The organism is Scrofimicrobium sp. R131, from assembly GCF_040256745.1.
GTDB classification, from domain to species: Bacteria; Actinomycetota; Actinomycetes; order Actinomycetales; family Actinomycetaceae; genus Scrofimicrobium; species Scrofimicrobium appendicitidis.
Map to the genome: position 1 here is coordinate 2202676 of NZ_CP138335.1, position 19305 is coordinate 2221980.

The 19305-nt window shown below is 64.0% G+C and carries 21 protein-coding genes; 5 read left to right on the forward strand and 16 right to left on the reverse strand.

The window, feature by feature from the left end; all coding sequences use genetic code 11:
- The gene (locus SAC06_RS10080) at nt 1-516 is read left to right on the forward strand and encodes a SprT-like domain-containing protein (protein ID WP_350258162.1); all 516 of its coding nucleotides are present in this window, start codon (nt 1-3) and stop codon (nt 514-516) included.
- A gap of 108 nt (nt 517-624) precedes the next feature.
- On the opposite strand, the gene pntB is transcribed toward SAC06_RS10080, so the two are convergent.
- From pntB to SAC06_RS10130, 10 genes are all read right to left on the reverse strand, one after another.
- Complete coding sequence (pntB, locus tag SAC06_RS10085) at nt 625-2040, reverse strand: Re/Si-specific NAD(P)(+) transhydrogenase subunit beta (protein WP_350258163.1); 1416 nt, start codon at nt 2038-2040, stop codon at nt 625-627.
- 3 nt (nt 2041-2043) lie between these two features.
- Nucleotides 2044-3585: a Re/Si-specific NAD(P)(+) transhydrogenase subunit alpha gene (locus SAC06_RS10090; RefSeq protein WP_350258164.1), complete on the reverse strand. Its 1542-nt coding sequence runs from the start codon at nt 3583-3585 to the stop codon at nt 2044-2046.
- Between the two features lie 181 nt (nt 3586-3766).
- Nucleotides 3767-4195, reverse strand: a complete 429-nt coding sequence (locus tag SAC06_RS10095) for an aspartate carbamoyltransferase regulatory subunit (RefSeq protein WP_350258165.1) — start codon at nt 4193-4195, stop codon at nt 3767-3769.
- The gene (gene pyrB, locus SAC06_RS10100; protein ID WP_350258166.1) at nt 4192-5106 is read right to left on the reverse strand and encodes an aspartate carbamoyltransferase; all 915 of its coding nucleotides are present in this window, start codon (nt 5104-5106) and stop codon (nt 4192-4194) included. Before pyrB ends, SAC06_RS10095 begins: the two co-directional genes overlap by 4 nt.
- On the reverse strand, nt 5103-5741 hold the full coding sequence (gene pyrE / locus SAC06_RS10105) for an orotate phosphoribosyltransferase (protein WP_350258167.1): 639 nt from the start codon (nt 5739-5741) through the stop codon (nt 5103-5105). The genes pyrB and pyrE overlap by 4 nt, the downstream gene beginning before the upstream one ends.
- Nucleotides 5738-6448, reverse strand: a complete 711-nt coding sequence (gene pyrF / locus SAC06_RS10110) for an orotidine-5'-phosphate decarboxylase (protein WP_350258168.1) — start codon at nt 6446-6448, stop codon at nt 5738-5740. The genes pyrE and pyrF overlap by 4 nt, the downstream gene beginning before the upstream one ends.
- Nucleotides 6445-7392 carry a dihydroorotate dehydrogenase gene (locus SAC06_RS10115; RefSeq protein ID WP_350258169.1) on the reverse strand — a complete coding sequence of 316 codons (948 nt, stop codon included), beginning with the start codon at nt 7390-7392 and terminating at the stop codon, nt 6445-6447. Before SAC06_RS10115 ends, pyrF begins: the two co-directional genes overlap by 4 nt.
- Nucleotides 7386-8120 (reverse strand): dihydroorotate dehydrogenase electron transfer subunit, encoded by a 735-nt coding sequence (locus SAC06_RS10120; RefSeq protein WP_350258170.1) that lies wholly within the window; start codon nt 8118-8120, stop codon nt 7386-7388. Before SAC06_RS10120 ends, SAC06_RS10115 begins: the two co-directional genes overlap by 7 nt.
- The gene (locus tag SAC06_RS10125) at nt 8117-9403 is read right to left on the reverse strand and encodes a dihydroorotase (RefSeq protein ID WP_350258171.1); all 1287 of its coding nucleotides are present in this window, start codon (nt 9401-9403) and stop codon (nt 8117-8119) included. The genes SAC06_RS10120 and SAC06_RS10125 overlap by 4 nt, the downstream gene beginning before the upstream one ends.
- A 145-nt stretch (nt 9404-9548) precedes the next feature.
- Nucleotides 9549-10145, reverse strand: a complete 597-nt coding sequence (locus SAC06_RS10130; RefSeq protein WP_350258172.1) for a YdcF family protein — start codon at nt 10143-10145, stop codon at nt 9549-9551.
- A gap of 102 nt (nt 10146-10247) precedes the next feature.
- Between SAC06_RS10130 and SAC06_RS10135 the strand changes: the two genes are divergently transcribed.
- Complete coding sequence (locus tag SAC06_RS10135; RefSeq protein WP_350258173.1) at nt 10248-10586, forward strand: DUF4342 domain-containing protein; 339 nt, start codon at nt 10248-10250, stop codon at nt 10584-10586.
- A gap of 9 nt (nt 10587-10595) precedes the next feature.
- Here SAC06_RS10135 and SAC06_RS10140 read toward each other — a convergent pair whose 3' ends face one another.
- The 4 genes from SAC06_RS10140 to SAC06_RS10155 all read right to left on the reverse strand — a co-directional run bounded on the left by SAC06_RS10140 (nt 10596) and on the right by SAC06_RS10155 (nt 13814).
- Entirely contained in the window at nt 10596-11444 is an 849-nt protein-coding gene (locus tag SAC06_RS10140; protein WP_350258174.1) for a hemagglutinin, read from the reverse strand.
- Nucleotides 11441-11911, reverse strand: a complete 471-nt coding sequence (locus SAC06_RS10145; protein ID WP_350258175.1) for a low molecular weight protein-tyrosine-phosphatase — start codon at nt 11909-11911, stop codon at nt 11441-11443. Before SAC06_RS10145 ends, SAC06_RS10140 begins: the two co-directional genes overlap by 4 nt.
- On the reverse strand, nt 11908-12675 hold the full coding sequence (locus SAC06_RS10150; protein ID WP_350258176.1) for a DUF1684 domain-containing protein: 768 nt from the start codon (nt 12673-12675) through the stop codon (nt 11908-11910). The genes SAC06_RS10145 and SAC06_RS10150 overlap by 4 nt, the downstream gene beginning before the upstream one ends.
- A gap of 242 nt (nt 12676-12917) precedes the next feature.
- Entirely contained in the window at nt 12918-13814 is an 897-nt protein-coding gene (locus tag SAC06_RS10155) for a metal ABC transporter substrate-binding protein (protein ID WP_350258177.1), read from the reverse strand.
- Nucleotides 13815-14131: 317 nt separating this feature from the next.
- Between SAC06_RS10155 and SAC06_RS10160 the strand changes: the two genes are divergently transcribed.
- The 3 genes from SAC06_RS10160 to SAC06_RS10170 are packed head-to-tail and all read left to right on the forward strand — an operon-like array spanning nt 14132 to nt 17702.
- On the forward strand, nt 14132-15328 hold the full coding sequence (locus SAC06_RS10160; protein ID WP_350258178.1) for an ROK family protein: 1197 nt from the start codon (nt 14132-14134) through the stop codon (nt 15326-15328).
- On the forward strand, nt 15325-16791 hold the full coding sequence (locus SAC06_RS10165; protein WP_350258179.1) for a M81 family metallopeptidase: 1467 nt from the start codon (nt 15325-15327) through the stop codon (nt 16789-16791). The genes SAC06_RS10160 and SAC06_RS10165 overlap by 4 nt, the downstream gene beginning before the upstream one ends.
- Nucleotides 16788-17702 carry an ROK family protein gene (locus SAC06_RS10170; RefSeq protein WP_350258180.1) on the forward strand — a complete coding sequence of 305 codons (915 nt, stop codon included), beginning with the start codon at nt 16788-16790 and terminating at the stop codon, nt 17700-17702. Before SAC06_RS10165 ends, SAC06_RS10170 begins: the two co-directional genes overlap by 4 nt.
- A gap of 381 nt (nt 17703-18083) precedes the next feature.
- On the opposite strand, the gene SAC06_RS10175 is transcribed toward SAC06_RS10170, so the two are convergent.
- Nucleotides 18084-18662, reverse strand: coding sequence for a DUF3800 domain-containing protein (locus SAC06_RS10175; RefSeq protein WP_350258181.1), 579 nt, complete (start codon nt 18660-18662; stop codon nt 18084-18086).
- Nucleotides 18663-18683: 21 nt separating this feature from the next.
- Entirely contained in the window at nt 18684-19064 is a 381-nt protein-coding gene (locus tag SAC06_RS10180) for a DUF3800 domain-containing protein (protein ID WP_350258182.1), read from the reverse strand.
- Between the last annotated feature and the right edge of the window lie 241 nt (nt 19065-19305).

Here is a 19305-nt window from a genome sequence, read left to right on the forward strand (position 1 = left end):
GTGACCGAACAGGAAATCCTCACCCTGGCCCGAGAACTAATGGACCAGCACGGCCTGCAGCAGTGGAACCTGACGCTGTCCCGGGCCAAAACTCAGGCGGGGTGCACCTACCCGTCCCGGCGGCAGATCACTCTATCCCGCCTGCTGCTGCCAAAGTTCAGCCCCGACCAGGTTCGCGACGTGATCCTGCACGAAATTGCCCACGCCCTGGCGGGTCCCCGGCAGGGACACGGTCCCGCCTGGCAAAAGCTTGCCCGCCAGTTGGGGGCCACGCCGCAGGCCCGCCTGAACCTGCCTCAACCGGTGTTGGAATCGTCCTGGGTCGGCACCTGCCCGGGCTGCGGGCTCCAGGTGCACCGGCACGGAACCCCGCGGCGGGTCCGCTCGTGCGCTCGGTGCAGCCCCCAGTTCGACCTGGACTACGTGTTTGACTGGCAGTTCCGCGGCGCGCGCAAAGTTCCCGGCGGCCAGTACGTACGGGAGCTAACGGCGATCCGCCGGCGTCGACCCAGCTGAGGGGCCCGCTGACTGGCCCGCTGACCACACCCACTGGCCGCACCCGCTGGCTGGGCAGACAGAAAGGGGGCGAAGGTTTCCCCTCGCCCCCAACTGAGTTGGTGTTGCTTACAGCGCGCGCAAAATGGCTTCCACGCTAGCTTTCGCATCCCCGAACAGCATTTGGGTGTTGTCCTTGAAGAACAGCGGGTTCTGCACGCCGGCGTAGCCGGTGGCCATCGAGCGCTTGAAGACGATGACGTTGCCTGCCTCCCACACCTTCAGGACGGGCATCCCCGCAATCGGAGAGCCGGGCTCCTCAGCAGCCGGGTTCACGGTGTCGTTGGCGCCGATCACGAGGACGGTGTCGATGTCCCCAAAATCGTCGTTCACCTCGTCCATTTCCTTGACCACGTCGTAGGGGACGCGCGCCTCAGCCAGCAGCACATTCATATGGCCGGGCAGACGACCTGCCACCGGGTGAATGCCGAAGGTGACGTCCACGCCGCGCTCACGCAGCGCCTTCGTCAGCTCCGCCACCGGGTACTGCGCCTGGGCGACCGCCATCCCGTATCCGGGGGTGATCATCACCTTCCGCGAGTTCTTCAGCAACTCGGCGGTGCCGGCCGCGTCAATCTCGCGGTACTCGCCCACCTCTTCGTCCCCGGTCGGGGCGGAGGAAGTGTCCGTCCCGAAGCCACCGAGGATGACGGAGATGAACGACCGGTTCATCGCGCGGCACATGATGTAGGACAGGTAGGCACCCGAAGAGCCAACCAGGGCACCGGTGATGATCAGCAGCTCGTTGTTCAGCATGAAGCCGGCGGCGGCTGCCGCCCACCCCGAGTAGCTGTTCAGCATGGAGACGACGACCGGCATGTCGCCGCCGCCGATGGCCGCCACCAGGTGCCAGCCCAGCAGCAGCGCCAACGCGGTCATGACCCCGAGCGGGATCCACGCGTCGACGGAGTGTCCCACCGCGATGAACCAGACCATCAGGCCGGCCGAGATGACAATCAGCAGCAGGTTCAGCAGGTTCCGGTGCGGCAGCGTCAGCGGGGCACCCGAGATCTTTCCGGACAGTTTCAGGAACGCCACCACGGACCCGGTGAAGGTGACCGCGCCAATGAAGATGCCTAGGAACACCTCACCGAGGTGGAACCCACCCAAAGACTGGGCCAGGGCATCGGGGTGCAGGAACGAGTTGTACCCAACCAGAACCGCGGCCAAGCCAACGAAGGAGTGCAGCAGAGCAATCAGTTCCGGCATGCCGGTCATCTCGACCCGCTGGGCCTTCCAGATGCCAATTCCCGCCCCGGCCAGCATGGCGACCGCAATCAGCAGGATGGTGGCGATGATCCCGCGCGGCGGTTCGGAAGCCAAGGCCAGGACGATGGTGGCGCTGACCGCGATGGTCATGCCGGTGATGCCGGCCCGGTTCCCGCGTTGGGCGCTCTTGTTGCTGGACAAGCCCGAGAGGGCAAAGACGAACAGGATCGCCGCGGCCAGGTAGGCCAGTTGGACAATGTGAATGAGCAGGTCCATAGCCTAGGCCCCCTTGAACATGGTCAGCATGCGAGCGGTGACGGTGAAGCCGCCGAAGATGTTGATCGAGGCCAACATGATGGCGATAAAGCTGATGATGGTCACCGCCAGGTTGTCCGAGCCAACCTGCAGGATTGCCCCTAGCAAAATGATGCCGGAAATCGCATTGGTCACCGACATTAGCGGCGTGTGCAGCGAGTGCGACACGTTCGTGATCACGTAGAAGCCGATGATGATCGACAGGGCCAGCACCATGTAGCTGGGGATGGCCGCCATCGGGGTAACCAGGTAGAGCGCCACCAGCAGGGCCGCCCCGAAGCCACCCCAAGCGCCCCAAATGGTCCGCTTGCGGATGGCCATTGCCTCCGCTTCCTCCGGGGTGGGTTCAACCGGCGTCACCGCTGCGGGTGAGGGCTTGGCCGCAGACACCTTCACCGGCGGCGGGGGCCACAGCAGGTCGTGCTGGGCGGTGACGGTGATCCCGCGGATGATCTCGTCATCCAGATTCAGGTCAATTTCCCCGTTCTTCTCCGGGGTCAGCAGCTTCAGCAGGTTGACGATGTTCTGCGCGTACAGCTGCGACGACTGGGTGGGCAGCGCGCCGGGCAGATCCAGCGGACCGTTGACGATGACGCCGTTATCCGTCATCACCTTCTCACCCGGGCGGGTCACCGTCACATTGCCACCATTGGCAGCCGCCATGTCGATGACCACCGAGCCGGGTTTCATCGCGGCGATGGCCGCGTCATCCAGCAGGATCGGGGAGCGTCGGCCCGGCACGTTGGCCGTGGTGATGACGATGTCAGCCTTGGCGGCTTCCTCGGCGTAGAGCCGGTTGACAGCGGCGGTTTCCTCCGCCGTCAGTTCGCGGGCGTACCCGTCGGAAGACTCTTCCATGTCCCGGTGCAGCCCAACGAAGCGAGCGCCCATCGACTCGACCTGTTCGGCCACTTCGGGGCGAACATCCGAGGCGGTCACCTCGGCACCCATGGAGGCGGCGGTGCCAATCGCGGCCAGCCCGGCCACGCCGGCGCCAATCACGTACACCTTGGCGGGGGGCATCTTGCCGGCTGCCGTCACCTGACCGGTGAACAGTCGACCAAAGTCCGCGGCCGCCTCGATCACAGCCCGATAGCCGGCCACGTTGGCCTGGGAGGAGAGCACGTCCATCGCCTGGGCCCGCGAGATCCGCGGAACCGCATCCATCGCCATCGCGGTGATCCCGGCGGCCCGAAGCTTCTCCAGCAGCTCGGGACTGCGCGCGGGGGCGAGGCGGGTAATGAGCACCTCCCCCTCGTGCATCAGGGCCAGATCCTCATCGGAAGGGGCGTCGAGTGACAGGACCAAATCTGAGCCCCAGACCGTGTTGCGGTCAACCAGCTCAGCCCCCACCTCCTCGTACTGATAGTCCGGATAGCTGGCTCGAGTACCAGCCCCCGCTTCCACGCACACGTCATAGCCCAGTTTCTTGAGCTTCTTAACCGTGTTTGGGGTAGCTGCGACCAGGGGTTGGGAGTCGGGTTCACGGGGAACACCTATGCGCATTCCTACTCCTTCAGTTAGTGATGCGAGCGCTTGGGGGCGACAACGCCCCAGGATGCTCGGCTGGTCCCCAGTCTATCGGTTCGGATCAGCCTGCGGGCCGCATCCTGGGAAGCCATCGTTGTTTGGCCCCTCACAAAAGGTCGACTCTTGGTCGGGGGCCAGCGGGGGCGGCGGGGGGCGGTTACTCGCCTTCGCGGTCGGGCGCCACCTCGCAGTAGACGCACCGGTAGAGCCGCTGCTCGGCATCGGCCAAGCGGAACACCTGGTCGGCATCAGCCTCCACCGAGGTGATGCAGCGCGGGTTCTTGCACCGGACAATATTGCGCAGCAGCTGGGGAAGCTCCAGGTGCCGCTTCTCCACCAGGCGCGAGTTCTCCACAATGTTGACGGTGATCCGCGGATCGATGTACCCGAGGGCGTCCACATCCAGGTCGATCAGGGCATCGATCTTGATGATGTCCTTTTTCCCGTACTTCCCGGAGGTGACGTTCTTGATAATCGCCACCGTGCAGTCCAGGTCGTCCAGGCCCAGCAGGTGGTAGAGCTTCATGCACTCCCCCGCGGTGATGTGATCGATGACGATCCCGTTTTCCACTCCATCGATGTTCATCGCGCCTCCTCCAGCAGTTTCAAAATCAGGGCTTGCCGGACGATCATCCCGTTCTTGACCTGCTTGAAGTAGGCGGCCCGCGGGTCAGAGTCCACCTCGACCGCGATCTCGTTGACCCGGGGGAGCGGGTGCAGGATCGACAGGTCGGGCCGGGCAAAACGGAGCTTCTCCAGATCCAGGATGAAGCGATCCTTCAGCCGGATGTAGTCCGCCTCGTTGAAGAAGCGTTCGCGCTGCACCCGGGTCATATACAGGATGTCCAGGTCGCCCAGGTTGCCCTCCAGGTCCTCCGTCTCGACAAACGGCACGCCGGAGCGGTGCAGCAACTCCCGAATGTAGTCGGGAACCCGCAGTTCTTGGGGGGAGATCAGGACAAAGGAGATCCCGTGGTACGGCACCAGCGCGGAGATCAGCGAGTGAACCGTGCGGCCAAACTTCAGGTCGCCGCACAGGCCGACCACCAGGTCGCCGAGGCGGCCCTTCTCCCGAAAGATGGTCAGCAGGTCGGTCAGGGTTTGGGTGGGGTGAGCGTGGCCCCCGTCGCCCGCGTTGATCACCGGCACCTGCGAGCGGAGCGACGCCAACAGCGGGGCCCCCTCCTTCGGGTGTCGCATGGCGATGATGTCCGAGTAGCAGGAGACGGTCAGCACCGTGTCGGCCACGCTCTCGCCCTTGGTGGCCGAGCTGGAATCGGCTGACGAGAACCCCAGCACCGATCCACCCAGCGCCTGCATGGCCGCCTCAAAGCTGAGCCGGGTCCGGGTGGAGGGCTCAAAGAACAGGGTCGCCAGGCGCCGATGCGCGCAGGCGTCCTGGAAGTCGCCGGGCCGGGCCGCAATCTCCTCGGCCTGCAGCAACAACCCATCAATTTCGGTGGTGGTCAGGTCGGTGATGTCGATCAGATGTCTCATGCGAACCTGCCCTCCCAACCGGCCGGGTCGTCGCGGAACTGCAGGACTGACGGGCCCTGGTCAGCTGCCAGGTAGCCGCTTTCCACCGCCACTTCGACCAGCTCGTCCAGGTTGGACAAGGCCACGGCTTTCACCCCGGCCGCACCCATCCGCTCGTCAGCTTTGCTCATCCGGTAGGTGAACAGGGCAGCGATCCCCAGTACCTCGGCGCCCGCCTCGCGCAGGCTTTCCACCGCTTCCAGGCTGGAGCCGCCGGTGGAGATCAGGTCCTCCACCACCACCACGCGCGCGCCCGGCTCGAGCCGGCCCTCGATCTGGTTTCCGCGCCCGTGGGACTTGGCGCCGGATCGGACGTACCCCATCGGCAGGTGCAGCCGCTCGGCCGCCAGCGCCGCGTGGGCAATTCCGGCCGTGGCGGTCCCCATCAGCACCTGGGCGGTGGGGAACTCGATCTGGATCAATTCGGCCAGACGATTCTCAATTCTGGTTCGAACCTCGGGGGCCGACAGGATCAGCCGATTGTCGCAGTAGATCGGGCTCTTGATCCCAGAGGCCCAGGTGAAGGGCTCTTGCGGTCGCAGGAAGACCGCGTTGATCGACAGCAGATCAGCGGCTGTTTCACGTGGAACATTCACAGGGTGACTCCTTCAAAGTCAGCTCGTGCGCGCCGGTAAGCGGCGAGCGGGTCGTGGGCCCTCGTGATCGGGCGGCCCATGACGATAAAGTCGGCGCCATCGAGGCGCGCCTGGGCGGGGGTGGCAATCCGAACCTGGTCCCCCACCTCGTCGTCAGCAAAGCGGACCCCCGGGGTGACGGTGAGGAACTCGGGCCCGCACAGGGCCTTGACCACCCCGACCTCCCGCGGGGAGCAAACCACCCCGTCGAGGCCGGCCTCGGCCGCAGTCTGGGCGTAGGCAGCCACCACCTCTTCCACCGGGTGGGGAATCAGCAGCTCGTATTCGAGCATGTCCTGGCTGGTGGAGGTCAGCTGGGTGACGGCAATCAGCATCGGCCGACTGCCGTCGGGACGGGTCAGCCCTTCCAGGGCCGCCTCCATCATGTCTTTGCCTCCCGAAGCGTGCAGGTTGACCAGGTCCACCTCCAGGTCGCGCAACACCCGCATCGCCGACTTGACCGTGTTCGGAATGTCGTGCAGCTTTAGGTCCAGGAAGATTCGGTAGCCGTCCTGTTTGAGCTGGCGCACCAGATCCGGCCCAGCCCCGTAGAACAGCTCCATCCCGACCTTCAGAAACGGCTTCTCCCCGGGCAGGCGGGCCAGGAAGTCCGCCAGGTCGGTTGCGGTCGGAAAGTCAGCCGCAACTATTACTGCGCGCTCGGTCATTCGTGATCCTTTCTGGGGTCGTTCTCCCCGTGGGCGCTGCCCACCAGGTCGGCCAGCGAGGCAATCTGCCAGCGCTCCATCAGCTCGGGCAGTTCTGCCAGAATTTGGGGGATTGCCATCGGGTTTCGCAAGGACTCGGCCCCCACCTGGACGGCGCTGGCCCCGGCCTCCATCATCTCGATGACATCGGCGGCGCGGGCCACCCCGCCCGAACCCAGGATCACCAGCCCGGTGGCTTCCCACACCTGCCAGATCATCCGCAGGGCCACCGGGAAAATGGCGGGGCCGGAAAACCCACCCATGGTCCGGGCAATTACCGGACGACGCCGAGCCGGATCAATCCGCATTCCCTGCAGGGTATTGATCAGGGTGACGCCGTCGGCGCCCTCCCCCTCAACCACGCGGGCCAACTCGACAATGTCGGTCACGTTCGGGCTCAGCTTGACGAACAGGCGCGAGCGGCTGACCTCCTGGCGGACGGCCCGCGTCACCTCCGCCAGCGCGTCGGCGTCGGCCCCAAAACTCATGCCCCCGCCGTGCACGTTCGGGCAGGAAACGTTCAGCTCAATGATCTCCGCCCGGCCGTCCGCTTTGGCGCAGCATTCTCGGTACTCGTCAACGGAAAACCCGCTGATGTTCAGGATCACCGGCTGGTGGTAGAAGGTGGCCAGGTGGGGCAGCTTTTGTGCCAACACCTCGTCGATTCCGGGGTTTTGCAGGCCGATCGAGTTAATCATCCCGGCGGGCGTCTCCGCAATCCGCGGGGTCGGGTTTCCCGCTTGCGGCTCCCTGGTCGTCCCCTTCAGGGCGGCGGCCCCCAGGATGTTCGGGTCGAAGAAGTCGAGGAAGTCATCGCCAAACCCGAAGCAGCCCGAGGCGGGTATCAGTGGGTTTTGCAGGGCAATCCCGGCGACGTCAACGCCGAGGCTCGGAGCGGTCACCATTGCAGTTCCTCCCGGGTAAAGACGGGGCCTTCCTTGCAGACGCGGCTCATTCCCGAACGGGTGGAGACGACGCAGCCAACGCAGGCGCCGAAGCCGCAGGCCATCCGCTCTTCCAGGGAGAACTGTCCCGGCAGGGCGGTGGCGGCCGTAAGCGCCCGCAGCATCGGGGTGGGTCCGCAGGCGTACAGGTAGTCGGCTGTCGGCACCTGATCCAGGGCGGCGGTGACAAACCCGGCCGTGCCAACCGATCCGTCCGCCGTGGTCACCAGCACCCGGGCGCCCAGCGCCTCGGTCTCTTCCACCAGGATTACCTCAGCGGCCGAGTTGAAACCGTAGATCACCGTCGGGTTCTGCCCCTCCTCGATCAGGGTCCGGGCCAGGGCCCAGAGGGGCACTACGCCCACCCCTCCCCCGACGATCAGGGGGTGCTGAGCGGGCGCGGCGTGGAACCCGTTACCCAGCCCGGACAGGACCGACATGGTGGTCCCCACCCGGACCTGGACCAGGTCCCGGGTTCCCTCGCCCAGGACCTTGTAGATCAGGTCGAGCCGGCCCGGAGCCCAGTCGAAGACCGACAGTGGCCGGCGCAGGTAGTAGCCGGGAATCTCCAGGTTGACGAACTGGCCGGGCGCGGCCAAGGCGGAGGTGTCCCCGGCCAGGGACAGCAGGTAGGTGTCCTGAGCCAGCTCCCGGTTTTCCACCACGGTGAAGTCCAGCAGTTGCCTCATGCGAACAGGCCCTCCGGATCCCAGACCGGATCCCCCTGGCAGAGCGTCAGGTCGACCCGGCCGTACAGCTCGCGGCCGGCGAAGGGGGTGGCTTTTCCTTTCGAGAGGAACTGTCCCGGGTCCAGCGGCTCGTGGAAGTCCGGGTCAAACACGATCAGGTCGGCGTACTCGCCGGCGATAATCTCGCCCCCGCCCAGGGAGAAACGTTGGCGCGGAGCCGTGCCCATCACCTCCACCAGCCGTTCCATCTCGAACCGGCCGGCTCGAACAAAGTGGGTGTAGACCACGGCCAGCGAGTTCTCCAACCCAACCACCCCGTTGGCGGAGGCGGCCAGCCCACCGGCTTTCTCCTCGGCCGAATGGGGGGCGTGATCGGTGGCGACCAGATCAATCACCCCGTCCACCAGGGCCTGGGCCACCGCGTCGCGGTCCCGGGCCGAGCGCAGGGGCGGGTTCATCCGGAACCGACCGTCCTCCTCCAACTCGTCCTCGCTCAGCACCAGGTAGTGGGGAGCGGTCTCGGCGGTGACGGGCAGCCCGTCAGCTTTCGCTTTGGCCACCAGTTCGACCGACCTGGCCGTCGACAGGTGACAGGCGTGGTAGCGGCAACCGGTCTCGGCAACCAGGGCCAGGTCCCGCTCCAACTGGGTCCACTCGGCAGCGCCCGGCTTGCCTTTGTGGCCGTGGGCGCGGGCGTACTCGCCGTCGTTGATGTACCCGTCGGCGGAAATCTCCAGGTCCTCAATGTGCTGGGCGACGATGCCGTCCACCTCGGCCACCTGCGTCATCACCTCGCGCATCCGGTCGGTGGACTGGACCCCAAAGCCGTCGTCGGAGAACCCGATCACGTAGGGTTCCAGGGCCGCATAGTCCACCGTCTCCCCGGTGCCGGTCCCGCCCTCGGTCAGGCAGCCGTAGGGGAAGACCTCGATCAGGGCCTCCTGCTGGTAGGCCTGAATCTGGTGGAGCAGCTCCGGCAGATTGTCCGGCGGGGGCGCCACGTTGGGCATGGCCCCGACCGAAGTGAACCCGCCCCGAGCGGCCGCAGCCGTGCCGGTGGCAATGGTCTCCTTATATGAAAAACCGGGTTCTCGCAGATGAACGTGAATATCTGCTAAACCCGGTAGAACGTATTTCCCCGAAATGTCGACGACCCGGTCGTCTGGGGTTGGCGAAAGGTCCTTCCCCAACTCGACCAGTCCGATCTGGTCAACTCGCAGGTCGAGGGGATGAAAAGATCCCCCCTGGAAGACTTGGCCGCCGCGCAAAAGGACGTTCATCATACTCACTCCCGATTGAAGGATCCGCGCTAGGTTATCGCGAATCCGGGTGCTCGGGCAAGCTGTTCTTACCGAGCGGGAAGCGGATTTGCCCGCCGGGTCGGGTGGTCGCGGGCGCCCTGACCAAGCCGAAAGATCCGGTCGTCAACTAGCAGGAGGGTGGGAAAACAACGTCCTTCAAATAGGCGCCAAACTCATAGAACGAACGTTGGATCGCCCGGAAGATGCCCCCCTCCGGGTGCGACGCCACCGGGTAGATTTGCCCGGAGAAGCACCGGTTGAGCAGCATTTCGGCCCGGGCCAGATGTGAGCGTTCAGTCACCAGCACCACCGAGGTCCACCCCTTTTCGTTGGCGAGTTGGCGGAAAGCAGCCACCTCACCCCCGGTGGTATTGGGGTCGGGCTCGATGCAGTAGGAGCGGTAGTGGGGATAGTCCCGGTCGCACTCCTCCACCCACTCGCCGTCCTTCGGCTTCAACTCATCGGTAGGGTCCAGGAACCGGCGCACCTTCACCGAGTGCGAGACAACCATGTTCTCGCTCACCCCGCGAGCGGCCAAATCCCGTCCCAGTTCCTGGCGGTCATTGCCGTAGGCCAGCACCAGAATCGCGTCGGCCCGAGCCGGCACTTCCTGCCGCGGGTTCCAAATCAGCCACTGGAACACCCCGAAGGCGATCAGCGCCACCGACGCCACCACGATGACGGTGGTTCGTCGGGGACGGCGGGCAGGGTTACGCGGGCTCATAGTGAGTCAATCATACGGAGGCCCACCCTCATTTGCAGTGCACCCTGCCATCTGTCGGGGCTGTTTGCCATACTGGGAGTTCCAACAACGAAAGGGATCACCATGGGAGAGCAAACCTCCGGGTCCGGAAGTACGTTCACCGAGAAGATTCAGGTGGCCGGACATGAACTGGTCGATCGGGTCAAGGAACTGGTGGCCGAAGGTGACGTCCGGCAGGTCACCGTCCGAAACGAAGCCGGAAAGAAGCTGCTGACCGTGCCGATGAACCTGGGCGTGGCGGCGGGCGGAATTGCGGTCCTGGCCGCCCCAACCCTCGTGGTCCTGGGAGGGATCGCCGGCCTGCTGGCCAACGTCACGCTGGAGGTGCAGCGGACCGATGTCGTCGACGTGGACGCCACCGTGATTGAGGTTAACCCGGACTCGGACAGCGCCCAGGGTTAGCGCCGCCGCCTAGCCGAACCAGGCGCGGAAATAGGCATAAAAATTCAGGTTTCCCACGGATGAGCAGGGGCCGGGGGTGCCGGCTAGGGCTGCCTCGTCCGGCTGGTACGGGGTGTAGTTGTACAGTCCGGCGGTGGCGTAGTTTTCAATCCAGACGGTGCCTTCGCCGCAGGCCGGATCCGGATGGTAACTGATGGAGTTGTCCATCTGCGGCTGAAATGAGTACAGACCCGGCTCGTTGGCGTAGCGCCGAAGCTGCAGGGCGGCATGGTAAACCTGGTTGGAGAAACCAAAGAACTGGGGGTCACAGTTCGCGGTGTCCGGACACCCGTAGCCCATGGCGATGTCGTAGCGGCCGGGCGTCAGATTGTAGCTGGAGGCAGTCAGCAGACCCTGCTCTTTTTGGAGCATCACCAGCACCACCTGCGGGTTCACGCCGCACGACTTGGCTGCCCGGTCGATGATTGCCGCCGCCGAGTCGTTGCTTTGGCCGGTGAACTCAAAGCAGTAGTCGTTGGCGGGGAAGGTGAGCGAGTCCTCCCGGTAGTCGGCCAGACAGGGGGCGTCCCCGGTTCGACAGCCGTGGTTCACCTCGGCAATGAAAGCGGCCACCTGCTCCTGGTTCATCGCCTCCGAGTGGTAGAAGACGTCGTCAGAGATGATGTTGCCCGGATCAAAGCCGGTGAAATCCAGGGTGGGGGTAACCGGCTCGGGCTCAAGCGGCTCCGGGGCCGCCACCGGCTGCTCCGGAGGGGACGAGCCCAGCAGCCGCACGGCCACCCAGGCCAGCACCACCGCCACCAAAATGAGCAGGACAAACAGTGCTGGCCGCGGGTTCGCGCGGGTGCGAGCGCTCATGCGCGCTGAGCCAGGAACTCGATCAGGCCGGGCGTGACCGCCTCGATGGTGGACAGGGTTTGGGCAAAGTCGGACAGGTCGCCGTACCAGGGGTCGGGCACATCCAGGTTTCCAGCCGCGGCTGGATCGAAGCTGCGGTACATCCGCACGTCGCGGGGTTCAATCCCGCTGCGTTCGGCCAGGCGGGCCACCCCGCGGCGATGCCCGTCAGTCATGGCTAGGATCAGGTCGAAGTCAGCCAGGTCGGCCGGCTCGAGCTGTCGGGCCCGATGATCAGGGACGCGATAGCCGCGCTCGCTGAGGATTCGAGCCGCCCGATAGTCGATCGGGTTCCCTTCCTCCTCGGCACTAATTCCTGCCGAGTCAACCTGCACTTCCAACCCATCAACCCGCTGGGCTAGCACCGTTTCAGCCATCACAGACCGGCAAATATTGCCGGTGCAAACCATCAGTACCCGATAGGTCATCGATTCTTTTTCTCCCCGGCGGTGACGGCCACCGGCAAAGTGTTGCCCGCAGGCGGCGTGGGGCAGGTGCCGTAGGGGGTGAAGTGCGCCGGGAAGTTCACGGCCCGGTTAAAGTCGATCGTCAGGCGGCCATCGTCCAGCTTGGCCGGGGCCGAGCGCCAACCCTCCGTCTGGTTGCCGTTGGTCTCATCGTGGAAGATCAGGCCCAGGTGGTCCCGATCAGACCCGGTGATGGTTACCTTCTGCCCGAAGACGGTGGCGCTTCCCTGCGCGGTCAGCGTCATCGGCTTGGACTGGTGAGCGGAAGGCACGGTGACTTCGGTCGGCTCCGGGTAGGGCTCCCACTCGACGGTGACGATCCACTTGGGGTCAAAGTCAAAAGTCCGGGTCTCGCTGAAGTTGGTGCGAGTGGGGGCTTCAGGATCGCGGGTCCGAACGGCGATTCGGCCAAAGCGCGAGGCAACCTCGGCCTGTCGACCCCGAGCGTCGAGCAACGACGTGTCGGACTCTCCGCGGGGAATCTCCAAATGCACCTGCCCGACGACCGGGTGTCCGTCACGGGTAACCTGATCCTCCGGTGAGAAGGTGGCCGTGACCTGGTGGTCCTTAGCGGACCAGATTCCCGGGAAGGAACTCAAAGGAGCGGCGGTGTCCCCAACCCACTCCAGGTTCACCAGCGACAGCCAGCCGTGGGGCTGACGCAAAGTCTCATTCCGGTGTTCCCGCCACTGTTCCCACGCAGCGCGATGATTAATGGCATCCATTTGCGAACCTCCTGAGTCGAGTCATTTTGAGCCTATCAGCCCGCTGCCAACCACTGACAGATCACTTCGCTGTCAGCGTGCCACTTGGGCCCTCGCGGGCGGGCCTAAGGCTCGGTGCTCGGCCCCCGACGCCGGACACCAGGGGCCGGACAGCCGGGGCCGACCACCCGATGCCGGATTGCCAAAAAGGTGGGCGCGGCCATCAGACCACGCCCACCCTCAACCGGACAGCTAACCGAGGTTCACCCAGCTGCACATCCGAGTCCGTTGGTCAGGGCCTCCAGGTTGGCACGCATGGCCTCGAAGTAGTCCATTCCCTCCGGCTTCGATTCCAAGGTGTGAAGCTCTTTGGGGGTCAGCTCCAGGATTTCGGCCAGCTTCTGGCCGGAGCTGTCCCCCGCCTCGATAAACAGCGAGTCAATTCCCTCGGCTTTGACCAGTTGCTGAACTTCCTGCAGTCGCTTCGGGGACGGCTCAGTCTCCGGGTTGATTCCCATCACCCCGTGCTGCTCAAAGCCGTACCGGTCCGCCAGGTAGCCAAATGCCTCGTGCGAGGTCAACAGGGAACCTGCGGCGCATCCGGCCAGGGCGGTGCGATACTCCTGGTCGAGCTGTCCCAACTCCTGTTGGAGGCGCTCTGCGTTCGCCTGAAACTGGTCGGCATGGTCGGGGTCCACCTGGGCCAACTGGTCTGCCAGGGAGCCGGCTACCTGGCTCATCAGCTCGGGGCTGAGCCAAATGTGCGGGTCACCCGAACGCAGTTCCCCCTCCGAAACCACCTGGAGGGCATCCACGCTGGCGCCGTCTCTTTGCGCCACAGCCTGCTCAACGGGGGGCTGGAACCCGTCGCCTAGGTACAGGGCCACATCCGCCTTCATCAGGTCCGACACCTGGCGGGGAGAGAGCTCCAGGTCGTGAGCCTCACCGCTGGTGGGGGCCAGGTCAATCACCCGACCCGAGTCACCCACCACCTGCTCGGCCAGGAAGGTCATCGGGTAGATCGAGGTGGCCACGCTCACCTGATCGCCGGTTGCGTCCGAGCTTTCCGACTGGGCCCCGGCATCAGAACAGGCTGACAGCAGGCCCAGCCCCAGGCTGCCCACCGCCACCGCTAACACAGACTTGTAAAGTTTTCTCATGCCCTCCAGGCTAAACCTAAATGAGTTTCATTCGCAATAAGGACGGTGTGGGACGCCTCACTCCCCGACGGTGACTGCGGTTCCGGGGGCGCCCACCTCGACCGGGCCAACCTCAACTGGCCCCAGCGGGAAGTGACAGGCGAAGCGGTGTTCGGCGCCGACCAACGCTCGATTGCTTCGACGCTTCCCAACTTTGTTTGATTAACTTCAACCTCTCTCGAAGTATTTCAAATTTCGGCTATAACTAGCCCATCGCCTAGATCAAGAGATCGCGAGCTGGGTGCTATCATGGGCGGACAGGAAAGAAAGACAGGGCCATGACGACATTCTCGCCGCTGGAAAGCGCCGCACTGGAGCTAGTTGCTTCCAGCCAGGCCCAAACCAGAGCCGCCATCGCCAGGGAGTTGGGAGTTGCCCCCTCCACCGCGTCCAGTCTGATCAGCAGCCTGCTGTCCGCCCGGGTGATCCGGGAAGAGGGCGAGATGCGCTCGACCGGTGGGCGCCGCGCGGTTCGACTCGTGGCATGTGAAACCAATGAGCGCTCCCTGGTGGTAGAACTTGGTGCCAACCATGCACTCTTGAGCCTGGTCGACCTCGATGGCGCCGTCCGCGAACCCCGTTCCATCCCCCTGGACATTGGGCTTGGACCGGAGAAAGTCCTCCAACAGGTGATGACTTCCGGTGCCACGATGGCCGCTGAGGTGGGGGTAACCGTGACCGCAGTTGGGCTTGGCATTCCCGGCCCGGTTGAAATGGACACCGGCCGAATAGTCTCTCCCTCCCGCATGCCCGGCTGGCACAACACCTATGCCAAAGATCTGCTGGAAGATATGTGGGGGGTGCCAGCGGTGGTCGAAAATGACGCCCGGCTCGGCGCGGTTGGCACGATGGCTTACCGGCGCCACCGCCACGAACCTACCTACCAGGACTACATCTACGTCAAGGCCGGATCGGCCATTGGCGGAGCATTGGTCGTAGATGGCACAGTACACCGAGGCTCATTCGGGTTGGCCGGGGATTTGAGCCACGTGCCCGTTGAGGCGGCAGCCGACCGCGCGTGTCGATGCGGCAATCGCGGTTGCCTGGACACACTTGCCTCCGCCGAAGCCCTCCGCCGAGATCTGGGTTTTGCCGATAACGACTCTCTAATTGCAGCAGCTATCAACTCTGACGCCGACGTCGTCAACGGAGTGCGGGAGGCCGGGGTTCGTCTCGGAGCCTCCCTCGCCCACGTCGTTTCGTTCCTGAATCCACAGGCGATCATCGTCGGTGGCACCCTTTCCTCCATTGGCGCCTTTCTTGCCGGGATCCGCCAGGCATTGAATGAGTTTTGCCTACCAGCCATCACCGAGCATTTGGCGGTGGAGGTATCCCTCGCCGGCCGGGAGGCAACCCTGTGGGGGCTGGCTGAACAGACCAACTCCCTGCTAACCAAAACCGTCAAGTCCCGCACTGGTGCCAGTTCGGGCACCTCAACCTCCCCTCTGCTAGACCCCACCAAGGAGCTGCTGTGAGCAAACCCCGCGTCGCCATCTGTGGAATCCATATCGAGAGCTCCACCTTTACCCCCTACATCTCGACCGAAGCTGACTTCGAGGTTTGCCGAGGTGACGATCTGTTGGCTCGCTACGAGTGGATGGGGCAGGACTGGGCGCGTCAGGTTCAGTGGCTCCCGGTCCTTCATGCCCGGGCCCTCCCCGGCGGGGTGGTGCGACGCCAAGACTTCGACGCCTGGAAGGCAGAGATCGTGGCCGGGCTCGCCAGCCTGGTGGCTGAGGCTCCTCTCAACGGCCTGTTCTTCGATATTCACGGCGCGATGAGTGTTCAGGGACTTGACGACGCCGAAGGTGACCTGATCCAGGCAATTCGAGAGGTAATCGGCGAAGAACCCCTCGTCTCCGCGTCGATGGATCTGCACGGCAACGTCTCCGAAATCCTGTTTGACCTGTGCGATTTGCTGACCTGCTACCGCATGGCCCCGCACGAGGACGCGTGGGAATCCCGCCAGCGGGCTGCGGAAAACCTGGTGGAGCGAATTGTTTCTGGAGCGGGCCGGCCGGTCAAGGCGCTAGTCCACGTCCCAATTCTGCTGCCCGGAGAGAAAACTTCCACCCGGGTGGAGCCGGCCAAGAGTCTGTACGGCCTCATTCCCGCAGTCGAGTCGAGGGTGGGCATTCTGGATGCGGCCATCTGGATTGGGTTTGCCTGGGCGGATCAGCCTCGGTGTAAGGGCGCGGTCGTGGTCACGGGTGACGATCCCGACGACGTTGCCCAGCAGGCTGCAGTGTTGGGCAGCGAGTTCTGGGCGGCTCGCGACCGGTTCGAGTTCGTGGCCCCCACCGGCACCATGGAGGAGTGTCTGGCCCACGCGCTAACGGCACCGCGACCCTTCTTCATCTCTGATTCAGGGGATAACCCTGGGGCCGGTGGGGCTGACGACGTGACCGTCGCCCTGCGCGCCCTCCTTGACTGGGAGCCGGTCCAGACCGGTGCCCTCAATGTCATCTGCGCTTCGATCCTGGACCCGGCGGCCGCCTTGGCTGCTGCTCAGGCAGGGGTTGGGAGCCAGGTCGAGCTGGAGATCGGTGGGAAAGTCGACACCCGCCCCCCGGGTCCGTGCCTGGTCACCGGCGAGGTCACCTCGGTGATTCAAGATCCCCGGGGAGGCACCACCGTCGTGCTGCGCTCCGGCGGGTTGTCCCTGGTCGTAACCGAGCATCGGAACCAGTACGCCGAGCTGGACCAGTACCTTGCCTTGGGCCTGGACCCGCGAACAGCCGACGTGGTTGTCGTCAAGATCGGCTACCTGGAACCTGACCTGTACGAAGCCCAGGCTGATTGGATGATGGCTCTCACCCCCGGCGGCGTTGACCAGGATCTTCACCGGCTCGACTATCGGCAGATCGACCGGCCCATGTTCCCCCTCGACCAATTCGGAGCAGACACCGAGCTGACAGTTCAGGTAGTGACCCCGTGACCGCACATTTCCTTGGAATCGACGTTGGTGGCACCACTATCAAAACAATCTCCGTCTCTGCCGACGGGAAGGTGCTGGGAACCTACCGGGAGGCAACCTCGGATCGAGTCGAGGACCAGATCAAAAAGATTGGGCTGAAACAGTGCCAGCTGGACCCGGAAATTGTCGGGATTGGGCTGCTCGCCCCGGGGCTGGTGGACACGTCTCGCGGACAGTTGGTCTACTCGGCCAACCTGGGCCTGCGGAACCTCGACTGGAAGGCCCACCTGGAAGAGAGCACGGGAGTTCCGGTTCGCCTGGACCACGACGGGCGCGCCGCGGGCTTGGCCGAAGGGATTTTGGGTGCCGCCCGGGGAGCCGACTCCTTCGTGGTCATCCCAATCGGAACCGGCATCTCCGCGTCCATCACTTTGGAGGGGAAGGCTTGGCCCGGCCACACGTTCGGCTCGGGCGAGTTGGGGCATACTCCGATCTTCCCGGGCGGGGATCCGTGTTCCTGCGGCCAAAACGGCTGCCTGGAAGTTTATGCCTCTGCGGAAGGAATCCGGCGGCAGTACCGGCGGCGTTCGGGCCGCGAGGCAACCGCCGACCAGATTGAGGAACTGCTCGACACCGACCTGATTGCCCGCGAAGTTTGGGACCAGGCCACCTACGCTTTGGCTCTAGCCTGCACCCATCTGACTCTGATCGTGGACCCCCAGCGAATCATCTTCGCCGGCGGACTGTCCCGAGCGGGGGACCGCCTACTCGTCCCCGTGCAAGAGCAATTGACCGGACTGTTGAAGTGGCGCCAGCCGCCAGAACTAGCGCTGTCGACCCTGGACGCTCGAGCCGGTCAGTGGGGTGCGGCCATCCTTGGGGCCCAGGCTGCCGGTTCCACCTGTTACCAGAACTGGCAGCTGAACTCTTAGGCGCGGGAGTGGGCTCCGGACCGGTTGCTGCGACCCCAATCCCACAGCCATTGGCGCAAGTTGTGGATCACGCCCACCTCCCGAATTGCTCTCCTGAAAGCAATAATGGCAACCGCCGTCAGCCTGCAGTTGGACCGCACTGCACTAATACCTGGGCAAATTCGCCATCTCGGTCCCCCCCTAGGCACAGTGCAGGTAAGAAGCCATCGTTTGATCAGGCATTCGGGCCAGCTAATCGGCTGAGGGAGCGAGCCTTGGAAGCCCATGACCCACGAGATCTAGCTAGACTCAGTCTCCTCACGACCGCTGCGTGTTGGGTTCCGGTTGGCGTCGGCGCCACTGCCACTACGTAGCTTCATTGCACCCCTCGAGGACACGGCTCTATCGAGAACTAAACCGATGCCGTAGGTCATTTAGTGAAGCCCTCGAAGCGGGAACAGCAGTTGGGTCGAAGCAAGTTCCAAGATTCCCCAGGTACTTCGGGTAGAGATCTTTACCCCCATCAAGTGCCCGTATTTTGCTGTTGGGACTTGTAACTTGCGCAAGACGTTTACCGAAGTATTGCGGCGCCCAACTGAAGTCATCGAAGTCTGGATCAAACTTGTATGCTGCGATCCGTCCAAGCAGACCACAAATCCAATCTGCGCCCTGGACCGTCTGGTACAGGTGACTCTCGACTTCCATCGGAGGCTCAAGCAATCGCGTGGCATTCTCATGAGAGAACATGAACGAAGCTGCACCCGCAAATACCTCAAGCCGCTCGCGATCACCCTGTTTATCGAGAATCATCATGAACTTCTCTGAGTCAGGCAAATCCCAGTGAATCCGCTGGATCAGTTGCCTCATCGCATGGTTGTAACGTGCGGCGTTCGTCTCGTGAATGGTATCCGGGCCACCGCGTGGCTTCTGTTGCCCATAGAACACGACCTTGGCACCGAGGTCGTCGAGCTTTTTCAGCACTCGTCCAACAATACGGCGGACCTAAGAGTAGCGGTTAACGTTTTGCGTCGTCAGGAGCGAAGCGCCCTTCTTTTCCCAGTGTGCAACTTCCAGCCCCCGAGACGAGACCTTGGCTTCAATCTCTGCTTTTAGGCCAGATTCCTTTATCTGCCGAAAGGCACCAGAGAACTGGCGGACGTTGTCTGCTGGGATGATAAAGCCACCGAGCCCGAACACAGGGTGGGTCTTGTACGCCCGGTCGGCCCGCGACACGTATAGGCCATTGTGGCCAAACTCGTCGAAATAGCCGATGTACAAACTGAACCTTCCCAGAAACACGAAGGCCCGTGTCGTAACACGGGCCTCGGAAGTGGAGCACTTGCGCGCGTCCTCAACTAACTTTACCTTGTTGGTTGAGGCCAAGCAATAGGTTTCAGCTTACAGATGCTCCATCGCTTTCACTACCGCAACGCGCATGGTTCCTGCGCGCAACACGGGGCAATCCTCCCGTCGCGGTGCTATTCGGGCTGACCTCCAGCAAGCGCCACCATAGGATTCGATCAGATGGCAGCTGTCACTGATCGTGCGACACGCCCAAAGGGCCAAACATGCCAACGCTGCCAGTCCCGCAGTCACTTCAGCAACCCAATGCCGCAGCACAGCC

What these genes read in the sequence shown, in the direction of transcription:
- SAC06_RS10125 (WP_350258171.1), bottom strand. Translation starts at nt 9,403, where the DNA reads ATGATGAACGTCCTTTTGCGCGGCGGCCAAGTCTTCCAGGGGGGATCT.
- SAC06_RS10120 (WP_350258170.1), bottom strand. Translation starts at nt 8,120, where the DNA reads ATGAGGCAACTGCTGGACTTCACCGTGGTGGAAAACCGGGAGCTGGCT.
- pyrF (WP_350258168.1), bottom strand. Translation starts at nt 6,448, where the DNA reads ATGACCGAGCGCGCAGTAATAGTTGCGGCTGACTTTCCGACCGCAACC.
- pntB (WP_350258163.1), bottom strand. Translation starts at nt 2,040, where the DNA reads ATGGACCTGCTCATTCACATTGTCCAACTGGCCTACCTGGCCGCGGCG.
- SAC06_RS10155 (WP_350258177.1), bottom strand. Translation starts at nt 13,814, where the DNA reads ATGAGAAAACTTTACAAGTCTGTGTTAGCGGTGGCGGTGGGCAGCCTG.
- SAC06_RS10140 (WP_350258174.1), bottom strand. Translation starts at nt 11,444, where the DNA reads ATGAGCGCTCGCACCCGCGCGAACCCGCGGCCAGCACTGTTTGTCCTG.
- SAC06_RS10095 (WP_350258165.1), bottom strand. Translation starts at nt 4,195, where the DNA reads ATGAACATCGATGGAGTGGAAAACGGGATCGTCATCGATCACATCACC.
- SAC06_RS10135 (WP_350258173.1), top strand. Translation starts at nt 10,248, where the DNA reads ATGGGAGAGCAAACCTCCGGGTCCGGAAGTACGTTCACCGAGAAGATT.
- SAC06_RS10160 (WP_350258178.1), top strand. Translation starts at nt 14,132, where the DNA reads ATGACGACATTCTCGCCGCTGGAAAGCGCCGCACTGGAGCTAGTTGCT.
- SAC06_RS10090 (WP_350258164.1), bottom strand. Translation starts at nt 3,585, where the DNA reads ATGCGCATAGGTGTTCCCCGTGAACCCGACTCCCAACCCCTGGTCGCA.
- SAC06_RS10145 (WP_350258175.1), bottom strand. Translation starts at nt 11,911, where the DNA reads ATGACCTATCGGGTACTGATGGTTTGCACCGGCAATATTTGCCGGTCT.
- pyrB (WP_350258166.1), bottom strand. Translation starts at nt 5,106, where the DNA reads ATGAGACATCTGATCGACATCACCGACCTGACCACCACCGAAATTGAT.
- SAC06_RS10150 (WP_350258176.1), bottom strand. Translation starts at nt 12,675, where the DNA reads ATGGATGCCATTAATCATCGCGCTGCGTGGGAACAGTGGCGGGAACAC.
- SAC06_RS10115 (WP_350258169.1), bottom strand. Translation starts at nt 7,392, where the DNA reads ATGGTGACCGCTCCGAGCCTCGGCGTTGACGTCGCCGGGATTGCCCTG.
- SAC06_RS10130 (WP_350258172.1), bottom strand. Translation starts at nt 10,145, where the DNA reads ATGAGCCCGCGTAACCCTGCCCGCCGTCCCCGACGAACCACCGTCATC.